The 13283-nt window shown below is 74.4% G+C and carries 15 protein-coding genes and 1 pseudogene; 10 read left to right on the top strand and 6 right to left on the bottom strand.

What is annotated here, in order from left to right:
- Positions 1–244: 244 nt before the first annotated feature.
- The 6 genes from pabB (at position 245) to BM419_RS09930 (ending at position 4553) form a co-directional block, all read left to right on the top strand.
- Positions 245–1618 (top strand): aminodeoxychorismate synthase component I, encoded by a 1374-nt coding sequence (gene pabB, locus BM419_RS09955; protein ID WP_091926323.1) that lies wholly within the window; start codon positions 245–247, stop codon positions 1616–1618.
- Positions 1615–2229 carry an anthranilate synthase component II gene (locus BM419_RS09950; protein WP_042672743.1) on the top strand — a complete coding sequence of 205 codons (615 nt, stop codon included), beginning with the start codon at positions 1615–1617 and terminating at the stop codon, positions 2227–2229. The genes pabB and BM419_RS09950 overlap by 4 nt, the downstream gene beginning before the upstream one ends.
- Positions 2216–3067 carry an aminotransferase class IV gene (locus tag BM419_RS09945; RefSeq protein ID WP_091926322.1) on the top strand — a complete coding sequence of 284 codons (852 nt, stop codon included), beginning with the start codon at positions 2216–2218 and terminating at the stop codon, positions 3065–3067. The genes BM419_RS09950 and BM419_RS09945 overlap by 14 nt, the downstream gene beginning before the upstream one ends.
- A gap of 23 nt (positions 3068–3090) precedes the next feature.
- Positions 3091–3582 carry a DoxX family protein gene (locus tag BM419_RS09940; protein ID WP_085986781.1) on the top strand — a complete coding sequence of 164 codons (492 nt, stop codon included), beginning with the start codon at positions 3091–3093 and terminating at the stop codon, positions 3580–3582.
- A gap of 126 nt (positions 3583–3708) precedes the next feature.
- Positions 3709–3891, top strand: a complete 183-nt coding sequence (locus tag BM419_RS09935; RefSeq protein WP_026604943.1) for a hypothetical protein — start codon at positions 3709–3711, stop codon at positions 3889–3891.
- A 116-nt stretch (positions 3892–4007) separates the two neighbouring features.
- Positions 4008–4553 (top strand): YciE/YciF ferroxidase family protein, encoded by a 546-nt coding sequence (locus BM419_RS09930; RefSeq protein WP_042672733.1) that lies wholly within the window; start codon positions 4008–4010, stop codon positions 4551–4553.
- 78 nt (positions 4554–4631) lie between these two features.
- On the opposite strand, the gene BM419_RS09925 is transcribed toward BM419_RS09930, so the two are convergent.
- The 6 genes from BM419_RS09925 to BM419_RS09900 all read right to left on the bottom strand — a co-directional run bounded on the left by BM419_RS09925 (position 4632) and on the right by BM419_RS09900 (position 9260).
- On the bottom strand, positions 4632–4961 hold the full coding sequence (locus BM419_RS09925; protein ID WP_056523111.1) for a hypothetical protein: 330 nt from the start codon (positions 4959–4961) through the stop codon (positions 4632–4634).
- Positions 4962–5107: 146 nt separating this feature from the next.
- A complete protein-coding gene (locus tag BM419_RS09920; protein WP_091677477.1) occupies positions 5108–5485 on the bottom strand; it encodes a hypothetical protein in 378 nt (125 codons plus the stop codon).
- A 150-nt stretch (positions 5486–5635) separates the two neighbouring features.
- Positions 5636–6553 carry a nucleoside triphosphate pyrophosphohydrolase gene (mazG, locus tag BM419_RS09915; RefSeq protein WP_091926321.1) on the bottom strand — a complete coding sequence of 306 codons (918 nt, stop codon included), beginning with the start codon at positions 6551–6553 and terminating at the stop codon, positions 5636–5638.
- Positions 6554–6625: 72 nt separating this feature from the next.
- Positions 6626–6862: a hypothetical protein gene (locus tag BM419_RS09910; protein ID WP_091926320.1), complete on the bottom strand. Its 237-nt coding sequence runs from the start codon at positions 6860–6862 to the stop codon at positions 6626–6628.
- Between the two features lie 139 nt (positions 6863–7001).
- A complete protein-coding gene (locus BM419_RS09905) occupies positions 7002–7247 on the bottom strand; it encodes a hypothetical protein (RefSeq protein WP_042672728.1) in 246 nt (81 codons plus the stop codon).
- A 129-nt stretch (positions 7248–7376) separates the two neighbouring features.
- A complete protein-coding gene (locus BM419_RS09900; protein ID WP_091926319.1) occupies positions 7377–9260 on the bottom strand; it encodes a glycosyltransferase family 2 protein in 1884 nt (627 codons plus the stop codon).
- Positions 9261–9305: 45 nt separating this feature from the next.
- On the opposite strand from BM419_RS09900, the gene BM419_RS09895 reads away from it, so the two are divergent.
- From BM419_RS09895 to BM419_RS09880, 4 genes and pseudogenes are all read left to right on the top strand, one after another.
- Positions 9306–10253, top strand: a complete 948-nt coding sequence (locus BM419_RS09895) for a transporter substrate-binding domain-containing protein (protein WP_042672727.1) — start codon at positions 9306–9308, stop codon at positions 10251–10253.
- Between the two features lie 72 nt (positions 10254–10325).
- Positions 10326–10539: pseudogene (locus BM419_RS32835) on the top strand (hypothetical protein); the annotation flags it as partial.
- Between the two features lie 396 nt (positions 10540–10935).
- Positions 10936–12642, top strand: a complete 1707-nt coding sequence (locus BM419_RS09885; protein ID WP_020093308.1) for a lysine--tRNA ligase — start codon at positions 10936–10938, stop codon at positions 12640–12642.
- 7 nt (positions 12643–12649) lie between these two features.
- Complete coding sequence (locus BM419_RS09880; RefSeq protein ID WP_020093309.1) at positions 12650–13261, top strand: pyridoxamine 5'-phosphate oxidase family protein; 612 nt, start codon at positions 12650–12652, stop codon at positions 13259–13261.
- The last annotated feature ends 22 nt before the right edge of the window (positions 13262–13283 follow it).

Below are 13283 nucleotides of genomic sequence, written 5' to 3'. Positions count from 1 at the left end.
GCAGGGGTGCCCGGCCCTGCGCGCGAGCCTGAGCCCGGGCGCGGATCCTATCGCTACGGCAGAGCTTTGCGGCCGGCTCCTCAGACCCCACATCAGGATTGGGCGGCGCGGCCCTGCGCCCCGGACACGGCCCGCCCGCGCGCGGCGGCGGGGCCTGCGTGGAACTGCCGCTTCCCCCGCGGCATCGCCTGTGCGACGGCAGCGGATGACGCACAGCCCGAGGATAACGGCCCCGAACCCGGTCATGTGGACCCGAGAGATCCCCTTCATCGATCCCGTCGCGGCGGCGGCGCGGCTGCGCGCCCTGCCCGGGCTCGCCTTCCTCGACAGCGCCATGCGGCACGACCCGCTGGGGCGGCACTCGATCGTGGCCGCCGACCCGTTCGCGCGGTTCCGCTACCGCGACGGGCGCGCGACCCTCGACGGGCGGCCGGTGGCGGGCGGCCCGATGGCCGCGCTCCGGGCCTGCCTCGAACCCTACCGGCTCGAGGCAGGCCCGGAGCCGTTCCCCGGCGGGGCGATCGGGTACCTCGCCTACGACCTCGGCGCGGCGCTGGAGCGGGTGGCGCCGCCCGCCCGGCGGGCGGGGCTCACCGACGACATCGCGCTGAACCTCTACGACACCGCGCTGGTCGTCGACCACGCCGCCGGCACGGGCCGGCTCGTCGCCACGGGTTTCCCCGAGACCGCGCCGGACGCGCGGCGGGCCCGCGCGGAGGCGCGGCTCGCCCGCTTCGCCGACCTGCTCGGCGGCGCGGAGCCGCCGGTCCCGGCCCCCGCCCGGCCGGCCCAGCCGCTCGCGTGGCGCTCGAACTTCGACCGCCAAAGCTATGAAGAAGCAGTCGAAAAGGTCCGCACCTACATCCGGGCCGGCGACATCTACCAGGCCAACATCGCCCAGCGCTTCGTCGCCGACCTGCCGGCCGGCTTCGACCCGTTCGCCCTCTACCGGCGGCTGCGCGAGACCAACCCGGCGACCTTCGGGGCCTACCTGGAACAGGAGGGCCTGACCGTCGCCTCGTCCTCGCCGGAGCGGTTCATCCGCCTCGACGGGCGGCACGTGGAGACGCGCCCGATCAAGGGCACCGCCCGCCGCCTCGACGACCCGGCGGCCGACCGGGCGGCGGCCGAGGCGCTCCAGGCCAGCGTCAAGGAGCGGGCCGAGAACGTCATGATCGTCGACCTGCTGCGCAACGACCTGTCGCGGGTCTGCCGGCCGGGCACCGTCGCCGTGCCGACCCTGTGCGGCCTGGAGACCTACGCCAACGTCCACCATCTGGTGTCGGTGGTGACCGGCGACCTCCGCGACGGGCTCGACGCCCTCGACCTCCTGGAAGGGACCTTCCCGGGCGGCTCGATCACGGGCGCGCCGAAGATCCGCGCCATGGACATCATCACGGAGATCGAGGGCGACGCGCGGGAACTCTACTGCGGCGCCATCGGCCGGATCGGCTTCGACGGGGCGCTCGACACGTCGATCGCGATCCGCACCGTGTTCATGGACGACCGGCAGGCGGTCCTGCAGGCCGGGGGCGGGGTGACTCTGCTGTCGGAGCCCGGCCCGGAATACGACGAGACCCTGGCCAAGGCCGCCCGCGTGTTCGAGGCCTTCGCATGATCCTCGTCCTCGACAATTACGACTCGTTCGTCTTCAACGTCGTCCGTTACCTGGAGGAGCTCGGCGAGACGGTCCGGGTCGTGCGCAACGACGCGCTGGACGTCCCCGGCATCCGGGCGCTGGAGCCGGAGGCCCTGGTGGTCTCGCCCGGGCCCTGCACCCCCGCGGAGGCCGGGATCTCCCTGCCGGCGATCCGCGACCTGTCGGGCGCGGTGCCGATCCTCGGCGTCTGCCTCGGCCATCAGGCGATCGGCGCGGCCTTCGGCGGCACGGTCGCGCGGGCACAGCGCCCCCTCCACGGGCAGATGACGCCGATCGCCCATACCGGCGAGCGCCTGTTTTCCGGAATCCCGGCGCCGATGCCGGTCGGGCGCTACCACTCGCTGGTCGTGAATCCCGGCCCCGACATGGAAAGACACCTCTCGGTCGACGCGGTCTCGCAGGAGGGGGAGGTGATGGCGCTGTCGCACCGGACTCACCCGACCTACGGCATCCAGTTCCACCCGGAATCGGTCCTGACCGAGGGCGGCCACGCCCTGTTCGCCAATTTCCTGGATCTCGCCCGCGCGTGGCGGGAGAGGCCGGAGGGGCGCCGCGATGCTGTGGCGTGACGGGGCGCTTCTGCCCGGAACCACGGCTCCGCTCGACCACACCGACCGCGGCCTGACGCTCGGCGACGGCCTGTTCGACACCGCACTGGCGCTCGGCGGCCGCGTCGCCTTCGAGGACGCCCATATCGCCCGGCTCGTGGCCTCCGCGGAGACGCTGGGGATCCCCGCCGAACCCGAGCGGATCCGTGCGGCCATGCGGGACCTCGCGGGTCAGGGGGAGCGGCTCGCGATCCGGACCACGCTGACGCGCGGCTCCGGCCCGCGCGGCCTGAGGCCGCCGGACGCGCCGAACCCGACCCTGTTCGCCACCGCGGCCGCGAGCGCCAGGGCCGCGTCCTTCGCGCCCCTGCGCCTGTGGCCGACGGCCATCGCCCGCAACGACACCTCCCCCGCCGCCCGCCTGAAGACGCTGGGCTATCTCGACGCGGTGCTGGCCGCCCGCGAGGCCGCCGCCGCGGGGTTCGACGAGGCGCTGTTCCGCAACACCCGGGGCCGCGTCGCCTGCGCGGGCACCGGCAATCTCTTCGCCCTGTTCGGCGCCAATCTGGTGACGCCCCCGCTCGGGGACGGCGTGCTCGCCGGCATCGTGCGGGCGGAGGTGCTGGGTCTCGCCGCCGGATGCGGGCTGCGGGCCGAGGAACGGTCGCTCGGCCTGCCCGATCTCCTCGGCGCGGAGGCCGTGTTCCTGACCAACTCCCTGCGGCTCCTGGCCCCCGTGACGGCCGTCGGCGACACGGCCTTCCCGGGCGCCGGCCATCCGGCGGTGACCCGCCTCGTGGCGGCCCTGCGCGCCCGCGTGGCGCAGGCCTGCGGCGTCACGGAGGACGCGGTCGCGTGACCGAGGGAGCGATCGAGGCGTCAATCGAGACTTGGCGGCGCCGGCTGCGCTACGCGCTCGCGGCGATCTACGGGTTCATCGGCGTGGTCCACCTCGTGGCGACCGATGCGATGCTGCCGCTCATGCCCGACTGGGTGCCGCAGCCGCGGCTCGTCATCCTGGCGACCGGCCTGTGCGAGATCGCGGGCGCGGTCGGCCTCCTCACCGGGCGGTTCCGCCGGGCGGCCGCGCTCGGCCTCGCCCTCTACGCGGTCTGCGTCTACCCGGCGAACCTCAAGCACGCGTTCGAGCACGTCCACGTCGAGGGCATCCCGGATTCCTGGTGGTACCACGGGCCGCGGCTCGCGTTTCAGCCGGTCTTCGTCTGGGCGGCGCTCTGGGCCGGCGGCCTGATCGACTGGCCGTTCGGCGGCCGCCGCGGGTCCGGACAGGGCGCGACCGAGATCTCCGGTGATCCGGCACGGCCGCCGAAAGGTCCGGGTCCCGACGCGCCGGCAACCATCCGCGAACCTTGATCACAGGATCCCGGGATCCCCGGATCCCGGCAGGCTTTGATCCCAGGATCCTGGCCGATCGACCGGCCGGAAGCCGCCGCGCGGGCCGGAAGACCGGTCGGCCCGGCGGCGATACGGGCGGACGACATGCCGAAGCGCCGCGACCCGGGCCGATCGCCCCCGCCTCCGCCGGACGCGGTGCCGGAGACCGTGCCGGACCGCGACGCGGTGGAGCGCGCCCTGGAAACGGTCCTCGACCGCCTGCGCCCGAAGCCGGGCGGCGCGCCGCGGGGCAGCCGGAAGCCGCGCCCGGACGGGGCGGGCGGCTGAGCCCCGAAAGGTTCCTCCACAGGGCGAAGATATCGCCCGGATACGGCCGGCCGGACCGGAGTTCCCCGGAGGACGCCGCCGAACACGGCGCGTGGACACCAGCGGAGACAGACCGAATGGCCAAGCAGAAGACGCTGCAGGACGCCTTCTACGAGACCCTGAAGGACGTCTACTACGCCGAGAAGCAGTCGGTGAAAGCCCTCAAGAAATCCGCCAAGGCGGCGGAGCACGACGAGCTGCGCCAGGCCTTCGAGACCCACGCCGAGGAGAGCGCCCAGCAGGTGGAGCGCCTGACGCAGGTCTTCGAGATCATCGGCAAGCCGGCCCGGGCCAAGACCTGCGAGGCGATGCAGGGCATCGTCTCGGAGATGGAGGAGGATCTCGACGACTTCGCCGACAGCCCGGCCGCCGACGCGGTGCTGGCCGCCTGCGCCCAGGCGGTGGAGCACTACGAGATCGCCCGCTACGGCACCCTGAAGACCTGGGCGGCCCAGCTCGGCTACGCGGACGCCGCCCAGCTCCTGGACGAGACCCTGCAGGAGGAGAAGCGGACCGACGCGCTGCTCTCGAAGATCGCCGAGTCGATCAACGCCGCGGGCGAGCCCGGCGGGGCGGAGCCGGACGCGGAGCCGTCGAAGGGCCGGGGGAAGAAGGCCGCCTGACCGCGGACCGGCCGCGCGGGCGGGCCGGCGCCCCCGGGCGCCGGTTCGCCGCCACCCCGCGGGGGCGTCAGTTCGCCGTCAGTTCGACTTCTCGATGGCGCTCAGCGGCGTCCAGTAGCAGCGATCCTGCGTGTCCTTCAGGGCGAGGCAGCCGTAGCTCATCGTCCGGGACTCGAGCCGGACCTCCTCGCCGGGCTTGAACGACCGGCACTCGCCGCTGGCGAGGCTGCCCTGCAGCAGCTGGCCGAACCCGGACTCGTCGCCCGCCATGACCAGCTTGAACAGGCGGTCCGTGACCTCCTGGGTGTGGCACCCGAACCGCTCCTGGAGGATGGTCTCGGCCGCGGCCGGCCGGGACAGGGCGGCGGTGACGGCGAGGACGGCGAGGGCGGGCAGGGCGAAGCGCATGCGCGGAACATATCCGCGCGCCGCGACGTGTCGAGCCCTCGCCGCGCGGGGGCGCCGCGGAGGATCGCCGCGGGGATCGCCGCGAAGGCAGCCGCGAAGGCAGCCGGCCCGGTCGGGCGGCGCGTCCGGGCGAGGGCCGATCCGCGCTACCCGGCGACGGGCCTGACCACGACGTCCTCGGCGTAGACGAGGGTTGCCATGACGCCGGACCGGATCCGATCGAAGACCGCGTCGAGATCCCCGACGCTCTGCATCAGCACGGCGCACGAGAGGGCGACGATCTGCGGGGTGCGCTCCGTCCCTTCGGCGAGGAACTCGCGGATCGCGTCGACGAGGGACGCGGTGGCGTCCGCCTCCGCGGAGACGTCGAGGACGTGCAGGCAATCCTGCCGCAGGGACACGAGATCGCCGTCCACGACCGAGACCCATTGCCGGTTGTGATCGTAGATGAGCCAGCGCACCGACCCCGCCGCCACGGGGGCCAGTCCCGCGAGGTAGCGCCGAGCGGCCGCGTCGTCGAACATGGCACGGGTTTAACGCCCGCCCGCCGGAACGCCAACGCGTCGGATCACCGTTTCGGAGCCCGACGGATCCGCCGCGACGAGCCGGCATCTCGGGCCGCGAGCGAGCGGGCAGGGCGGGGCGGGGCGGGGCGGGGCGGCCTGACGGCGCCGCTACGCCTGTCCCGCCGCCTCGTCGCGCTTGGCCGCCTGCCACGCCGCCTCCATGGCGGCGAGGTCGGAGCGGCCGAGGGCGCCCCCGGACGCCGCGAGATGGCGCGCCATGGCGGCGAAGCGGCGCTCGAACTTGGCGGTGCCGTCGCGCAGGGCCGTCTCCGGGTCGATCCCGGCGTGCCGCGCGAGGTTCGCCACGGAGAACAGGAGGTCGCCGATCTCCTCGGACAGGGCCTCCGGGTCGCCCGCCGCCAGGGCCTCGGCGACCTCGTCGGTCTCCTCGCGGACCTTGTCGACGACCTGGGCGGCGTCGTCCCAGTCGAAGCCGTAGGCGGCCGCCCGCCGGGAGATCTTCTCTGCCCGGGCGAGGGCCGGCAGCGCCCGCGCGACGCCGCCGAGGAGGTCGGGCGCCGGGTCCGGCGCGAGCCCCGAGTCCCGCCGCTCCGCCTGCCGGGCCGCCCGCTCCTGCGCCTTGATCGCAGCCCACTGGGCCTCGACCGCCGCGGGGTCGCGCAGGGGCGAGCCGGCAGGCAGGGGCGCGCCGTCCGGGGTGAAGACGTGGGGGTGGCGTCGGACCAGCTTGTCGCCGATGGCGCGGGCCACGTCGTCGAACGCGAAGGCGCCCCGCTCCTCGGCCATGCGGGCGTGGAACACCACCTGAAGCAGCAGGTCGCCGAGCTCGTCGCGCAGGTCGCCGAGGTCCCCCCGCGCCACCGCGTCGGCGACCTCGTAGGCCTCCTCGATCGTGTAGGGCACGATGGTGGCGAAGCTCTGCGCCACGTCCCAGGGGCAGCCGGCGACGGGATCGCGCAGGGTCGCCATCAGGCGCAGGAGCCGGCCCAGGGGCGCCTCCGCGGCGGGATCGGCGTCCCGCCCCCCGCTCGCCCCGGACCGGCCCGCCTCGCGTGTCTCGCTCATGCGGACGGGGTTAGAGCATGGCGCGGCGCAGGGAAATGCGTCTCGCGGATCGCCGGTCCTCAGCGCCGGGCCTCAGACCCGGCGGGGGTCGCGCTCGCGCACCCGCTCGGCCTGCAGGCCGTTCAGGTAGCCGGTGAGGCGGCCGCTGACCGCCGGGTCGGCGCACTGCACCCAGAGCGGCGCCGGGAGGGCGCGGACGGGCAGGCGCAGCAGGAAGGCCTCGGCCGAGAGGGCCGCCTCCCGCTCGGAGGCGGCGGCCAGGAGGCGCGCCCCCGCCTGCGTGCCGATCAGGATCGCGATCGTGCTCATGGCAGCTCTCCCGGCAGCTCGCTCGGCCGCGCTCTCGGCCGCACTCTCGGCCTCTCCGGGCCGCGCCCGTGCGGGACAACGGCGCGCGGGCCGCGGGCGTTGCACGGCGCGCCGATCCGCGCGGGTTCCGTCGGGGCCCTCAGCTCGTCGGTCGGACGCAGAGCGGCTCCCGGGCCAGCGCCAGGGTGAACGACCACAGGATCCGGCCGAGGGAATCGGTCAGCACCGCCCCGGTCAGGAGCATGTTGGCGGCGGTCCGGCACAGGTCGCGGGCGCGGCGGATCGCCGCCTCCGCGTCGTCCGCCTCCAGGCGGTCGCTGGCGAAGGCGAGGCCGCAGCGGCCGTCCGCGTGCTCGAGGGTGCGTCGGAGGTGATAGGCCGGCATCGCTTGGACCCACGCGAGGCGAATCACCGGCCGCCCGCGGCGCGGGCGGGAGCGGCTGGCCAAGCTAGCGGCCCGGCGCGGGCCCGCGACTGATCCAGATCAAGCCGACGCGCATCCGCCGCCGCCCGGTCACGTCCCGGTGTCGCAGGCTGTCGCAGGGTACGCCCGCCGCCGCCGGCCGCTGCGGGAGGTCCGCGCGAGGCCGTGCCGGGTCTTGTTCCAGCGCAGCGGCGCCCGGACCAGCTCGATCAGCGCCAGCCACGCGGCGAGGCTGACCAGCAGGAAGTAGACCGGCATCCACGGGACCGACCGGGCGAGGTCCCCCCAGCCGCGCCGGGCGCAGCCGACGAGGGCGGGCAGGACCAGGGCGGCGAGCCCCGTCCCGAACAGCGTGATGGCGAGCCCCGTGGAGAGGTTGTCCAGGAAGACGGGGGCGGCCGGGATGTCCCGGACCAGGAAGGACCACGCCGCCGCGGCGAGGCAGGCTGGGTAGGCGAGCGCCGAGACCACCGTCCCGGGGACCAGGGCGGCGGCGCAGAGCGTCTCCAGGCCGCCGAGCCTGCGGGCGTTGGCCAGCGGGTGCCGCCCGTGGGTGAGGCTCGTCTGGACCAGGCCCTTCAGCCAGCGGGTGCGCTGGCCGAGCCAGGGCCCGAGGCGGGCCGGCGCCTCCTCGAAGGTAGGGCTGGGCAGGTCGCCGACGGTGTAGCCCGCCAGCGCGAGGCGCAGGCCGAGATCCGCGTCCTCGGTGACGTTGTGGGCGTCCCAGCCGTGCAGAGCCCGCACCACGTCGGTGCGCAGGTGCATCGAGGTGCCGCCCAGCGGGACCGGCAGGCCGCAGCGGGCGAAGGCCGGGTTCAGCACGTCGAACAGCCCGGCATATTCGAGGGCGAAGGCACGGGCGAGGCGCGAATCGCCGGCATTGTCGATCACGAGCCGCCCCTGGAGGCAGGCGGTCCGCGCGGGCAGGCGCGCGAACAGGGCGGCCGCCAGCCGCAGTTGCCCGGGATCGGGCACGTCCTCGGCGTCGTAGACCGTGATCAGGGTGCCGCGGGCCAGCGGCAGCGCGGCGTTGAGCGCCCGAGGCTTGGTGCGCGGGCCGCCCGGCGGCACCGTGATCACCTCGAACCGGGCCGGGAGGGTGTCGCGGGGGAGGGCCGCGGCGGTCTCCGCGTCGTCCGCCTCGAGCAGCAGCTTGATGTCGAGCTTGGCGGCCGGATAGTCGAGGGCGGAGAGCGCCCTGAGCAGGTCCGGCACCACCGCCGCCTCGCGGTGGAGGGGGACGAGGATCGTGTAGACCGGCAGGTCGGCCTCGGCGAGGGGCACCACCGCCTCCGCGGCGACCGGAGCCGCGATGGCGAGGGCCGCGATCCGCAGGGTCGCCATGGCCAGGAACAGGATCTGCCCGGCCGTCATCACCGCGCGCGCCAGCGGGGCCGGCAGCGCCGCGCACAGGCAGAGCGCGGCGGTCCCGCCGAGGGCGAGGACCAGCAGCCAGCGGAAGGCCGGCTCGGGGGCGGCCGCCCACTCGGGGCCGTGCCGCCGCAGGTCGTGCGCCGCGTGATCCGCCACCTGCCCGGGCACGGACGCGAACACGGCCTCGCGCAGGCGGGTAGGGCTGGTGATCGCCGGCACGGCGGCGTGGCCAGCGGCGCGGCCGGCGGCGTCGAGGAGGTCCGCGATCGCCCGCCCGCGGGGCGCCAGGACCCAGGGCGCCACCGCGCCCGGCGCCAGCGGCGCGAGGCCGGCCACGAGGCTGTCGGGGAAGCGCAGGCCCAGGCCGAACGGGATCGGGCCGTCGAGGTAGGGGGCGCCGAGCGCCCGGGCCAGGGCCGCGTAGTAGGCCGATTCCGCGATCAGGCCGGCATTCATCAGCGCGGTCGCCGCGTCGGTCCCGGCCGCGGTCGCCGCGGCGGCGGCCCGGGCCAGCAGCCGCGCGTCGACGCCCTCGTCCAGCAGGAAGGCGATCTCCGGCGGCAGGCCCTCCGGCCCCGCGGGCGGGCGCTGGAACGACACGCCGCGCGCTCCCCCGGCGGCCCGAGGACGTGGTAGAGGAGGGGGGTGAGCCAGTCCCCGCCCCCGCGCTCCGAGAGGAGCACCGCCCCGTCCCCGTCGTCAAGAGGCGATAGGACAGCCATCCCATCCCGGATCGCGGCGGCCGCGGTCGCGGCGCTCCTCGCGGGGCCGGCCGCCGCCGCGGCGCCCCCGGCCGCGCCGGCCACGGGCGTCACCGCCACCCCCGCCGTCACGATCCCGGATTTCTGGAACCCGCGCAGCCGGGGCGAGCGCGTGGAGGCGCCGCAGACCGGCCGGGCGGTCCGCTTCCTCACGGACGACGAGTTCCCGCCGCTGCACTTCGCCGGCCCCGACGGCAACCCGACGGGCTTCGTGGTCGAGCTCGCCCGGGCGGTCTGCGAGAAGCTGACGATCACCTGCACGGTGCAGGCGCGCCGCTTCGACACCCTGCTCGACGCCCTCGACGGCAAGCAGGGCGACGTGGTCGCGGCCGCCATCCCGCTGACCGCGTCCCTGCGGTCGCGATTCCTGGCGACGCGGCCGTATTTCCGCTGGCCGGCGCGCTTCGCGGCCCGGGCCGACAAGGGCCTGCCGGTCCCCTCCGCGGCGGCGCTCGCCGGCCGCAGCGTCGGGGTCATCGCCGGCAGCGCCCACGCGGCCTACCTCAAGGCGTTCTTCCCGAAGGCCGTGCCGAAGGACTTCACCGATCTCACGGCGGCCGAGAGCGCGCTCAAGCGCGGCGAGATCGACTACCTGTTCGCCGACGGCCTCAACCTCGCCCTGTTCGTCGGCGGCCAGGACGCGGAGAGTTGCTGCGCGCTCACCGGCGGCGACTACCTCGAGAACCGCTATTTCGGGGAGGGGATCGGCCTGATCACCCGCCAGGAGGACGCCGCCCTCTCCCGGGCGCTGGACGACGCGCTCCAGCGGGTCTGGGACGACGGCAAGTACACCGAGCTGTACCTGCGGTTCTTCCCCGTCAGCCCGTTCTGAGGGCTTTCGTCGCCACCAGGAATGGGTATCCTGCTGCCGGCTTCGGTTGTCGGACGGCACGCGGACGGCACCGTGGCGGATCTGCTCGAGCAGGCGGTGGCGAAGGCGCGACCCGTCCCCGGACCCTCAGGACGAGAGCGCCCGGCTCATGCTGGCCTTCGCGGGGGACGAGGCCCCGGTTTACCGGTTCACCCCGGAGGAAGAGGCGGAACTCGACGAATCCGGGGCCGCCGAGGCGCGCGGCGATCGCGCCACCGATGCGGAGATCCGCGCCATCTGGGCCAAGGTTCGGCGCCGAGAGCCTGTTCGACTCGGGACTTCCCCTCCTCGCCCTCATCCTGAGGTGCCGCGCAGCGGCCTCGAAGGAGAGCTCCAGCCAGCGCAGCGGTCACTGGAGGGCTCCTTCGAGGCCTCCGCTGCGCTGCGGCACCTCAGGATGAGGGCGAGATTCGGAGATCCGGGATTCGCGATTCGGCCTGGCACGCGCAGGAAGCCGAGCGGATCGGGCGTGCGTCTGCCAAGCCGAAACCGGCCCACGCTGTCATAGGCCGCACGCACAGGCCTCACGCGCGAGCCCGCGATGGAACCCCGCATTGCACCTCCGGGCGTTCCGCTCCGATGCGAACCGCTCTAGGGTGCGCGCTCCCCAACGCGTTCAGCCCTGAAGATCGTCTCCAACGACATGCCCGCCGCTCCCCCAGCCCTGACCCTCGACGCCGACGTGATCGAGGCCGCCGCCAACGCCGCCGCCTGGCCCTTCGAGGAGGCGCGCAAGCTCGTGGCGCGGCTGGAGAAATCCGGCAAGACCGAGGTGCTGTTCGAGACCGGCTACGGCCCGTCGGGCCTGCCGCATATCGGCACGTTCGGCGAGGTCGCCCGCACCTCCATGGTGCGCCACGCCTTCCGGGTGCTCACCCGCGACGCGGTGCCGACCCGGCTGATCGCCTTCTCGGACGACATGGACGGGCTGCGCAAGGTTCCCGACAACGTCCCGAACCGGGAGATGCTGGCCGCGCACCTCAACCAGCCGCTCACCCGCGTGCCGGACCCGTTCGGCACCCACGACAGCTTCGGCGCGCACAACAACGCCGAGTTGCGCCGCTTCCTCGACGCCTTCGGCTTCAGTTACGAGTTCCGCTCGGCGACCGAGTGCTACCGCGCGGGCGTGTTCGACGCGACGCTGCTGCGCGTGCTGGAGCGCTACGATTCCGTGATGGAGATCATGCTGCCGTCGCTGCGGGCCGAGCGCTCGGCGAGCTACTCGCCGTTCCTGCCGCTCCACCCGGTCACCGGCCACGTGATGCAGGTGCCGATCGACGAGGTGAGGGCGGAGAGCGGCACGATCGTGTGGCGCGATCCCGCCACGGGCGAGCGCTACGAGACTCCGGTGACCGGCGGCCACGCCAAGCTGCAGTGGAAGCCCGACTGGGCGATGCGCTGGGTGGCGCTCGGCGTCGATTACGAGATGGCCGGCAAGGACCTGATCGATTCGGTCAAGCTCTCGGCCAAGATCGCCCGGGCGCTCGGCGGCGAGCCGCCGGAGGGCTTCAACTACGAGCTGTTCCTCGACGAGAAGGGCCAGAAGATCTCCAAGTCGAAGGGCAACGGCCTGACGATTGACGCGTGGCTCACCTACGGCACGCCGGAATCGCTCGCCCTGTTCATGTACAACAAGCCGCGCGAGGCCAAGCGCCTGTTCTTCGACGTGATCCCCCGGCACGTCGACGAGTATATCGGCTTCCTCGACCGCTACGCCGGCCAGGACGCGAAGCTGCGGCTGGGCAACCCGGTCTGGCACCTCCACGCCGGCAACCCGCCGGAGCCCGAGAAGGTCGAAGGCGCGAGCCTGACCCTCGCGATGCTGCTCAACCTCGCCGCGGTGGCCAACACCGAGGACCCAGCGGTGCTGTGGGGCTTCATCCGCCGCTACGCGCCGCAGACCGGGCCGGAGACCCATCCGGGCCTCGACCGGCTGGTGAAGCACGCCCTGAAGTTCTTCTCGGACTTCGTGCGGCCGGCCAAGACCTACCGGGCGCCGACGCCCGAGGAGCGGGCCGCCCTGGAGGACCTGTCGGAGACGCTCGGGGACCATGCCGGCTCGACCGACCCGGAGGCCCTGCAGGCGGCGGTCTACGAGGTCGGCCGGCGCCACTTCCCCGACACGTCCGGCAAGGCCAAAAGCCCGGACGGGCGGCCCGGCGTGTCGCAGGCGTGGTTCACGAGCCTCTACAACGTGCTGTTCGGCGAGGCGCGCGGACCCCGGTTCGGCTCCTTCGTGGCCCTCTACGGCGTCGACGAGACCCGGGGCCTGATCGCCTCGGCGCTGTCGGGGGCGCTGGTCGCCGAGCACGAAGCCTTCGCGGCCGGCAAGGCCGCCCCGGTCGCGTGAGGGCGCAATGATCGTCGACGATCTCGCCGCGCTGGAGGCGCTCTACAGCGCGCCCCTGGCACCCGCCTCGACGGTGAAGGTGGCGGCCGCAATCACGCCGGACTACGCGGCGCTGATCGCGGCCTCGCCCTTCGCGGTGCTGGCGACCGCCGGTCCCGAGGGGCTCGATTGCAGCCCGCGCGGGGACCGGCCGGGCTTCGTGCGGGTCGCCGACCCGCGCACGCTGATCCTGCCCGACCGGCGGGGCAACAACCGGATCGACTCGCTCCGCAACGTCGTGCGCGACCCGCGGGTGGCGCTGCTGTTCCTGATCCCGGGATCCGGCACGACGCTGCGGGTGAACGGCCGGGCGGTGATCTCGGCCGACCCGGACCTGCTCGCCTCGTTCCGGGTCGACGGCCACGCGCCGCGCACCGCCCTCGTGATCACCGTCGCGGAGGTGTACTTCCAGTGCGCCCGGGCGATCATCCGGGCCGGGCTGTGGGATCCGGAAGCCCGCGTCGACCCGGGAAGCCTGCCGACGCCGGGGGCGATCCTGGCGGCGCTGACCGCGGGCGAGGTCGGCGGCCAGCGCTACGACGCGGAATGGCCGGAGCGGGCGGCCAAGTCGATGTGGTGAGGGTGGCGTCCGCGACATCCCC

This window comes from Methylobacterium sp. yr668 (assembly GCF_900116245.1).
GTDB lineage: Bacteria > Pseudomonadota > Alphaproteobacteria > Rhizobiales > Beijerinckiaceae > Methylobacterium.
Note: the sequence above shows the minus strand (reverse complement) of the source record. Positions and strands in the feature narration are given on the sequence as shown.

Bases quoted from the DNA above. Each gene is read 5' to 3' on its own strand.
- pabB (WP_091926323.1), top strand. From the start codon at position 245: ATGTGGACCCGAGAGATCCCCTTCATCGATCCCGTCGCGGCGGCGGCG.
- BM419_RS09950 (WP_042672743.1), top strand. From the start codon at position 1,615: ATGATCCTCGTCCTCGACAATTACGACTCGTTCGTCTTCAACGTCGTC.
- BM419_RS09945 (WP_091926322.1), top strand. From the start codon at position 2,216: ATGCTGTGGCGTGACGGGGCGCTTCTGCCCGGAACCACGGCTCCGCTC.
- BM419_RS09935 (WP_026604943.1), top strand. From the start codon at position 3,709: ATGCCGAAGCGCCGCGACCCGGGCCGATCGCCCCCGCCTCCGCCGGAC.
- BM419_RS09930 (WP_042672733.1), top strand. From the start codon at position 4,008: ATGGCCAAGCAGAAGACGCTGCAGGACGCCTTCTACGAGACCCTGAAG.
- BM419_RS09925 (WP_056523111.1), bottom strand. From the start codon at position 4,961: ATGCGCTTCGCCCTGCCCGCCCTCGCCGTCCTCGCCGTCACCGCCGCC.
- BM419_RS09920 (WP_091677477.1), bottom strand. From the start codon at position 5,485: ATGTTCGACGACGCGGCCGCTCGGCGCTACCTCGCGGGACTGGCCCCC.
- mazG (WP_091926321.1), bottom strand. From the start codon at position 6,553: ATGAGCGAGACACGCGAGGCGGGCCGGTCCGGGGCGAGCGGGGGGCGG.
- BM419_RS09910 (WP_091926320.1), bottom strand. From the start codon at position 6,862: ATGAGCACGATCGCGATCCTGATCGGCACGCAGGCGGGGGCGCGCCTC.
- BM419_RS09905 (WP_042672728.1), bottom strand. From the start codon at position 7,247: ATGCCGGCCTATCACCTCCGACGCACCCTCGAGCACGCGGACGGCCGC.
- BM419_RS09885 (WP_020093308.1), top strand. From the start codon at position 10,936: ATGCCCGCCGCTCCCCCAGCCCTGACCCTCGACGCCGACGTGATCGAG.
- BM419_RS09880 (WP_020093309.1), top strand. From the start codon at position 12,650: ATGATCGTCGACGATCTCGCCGCGCTGGAGGCGCTCTACAGCGCGCCC.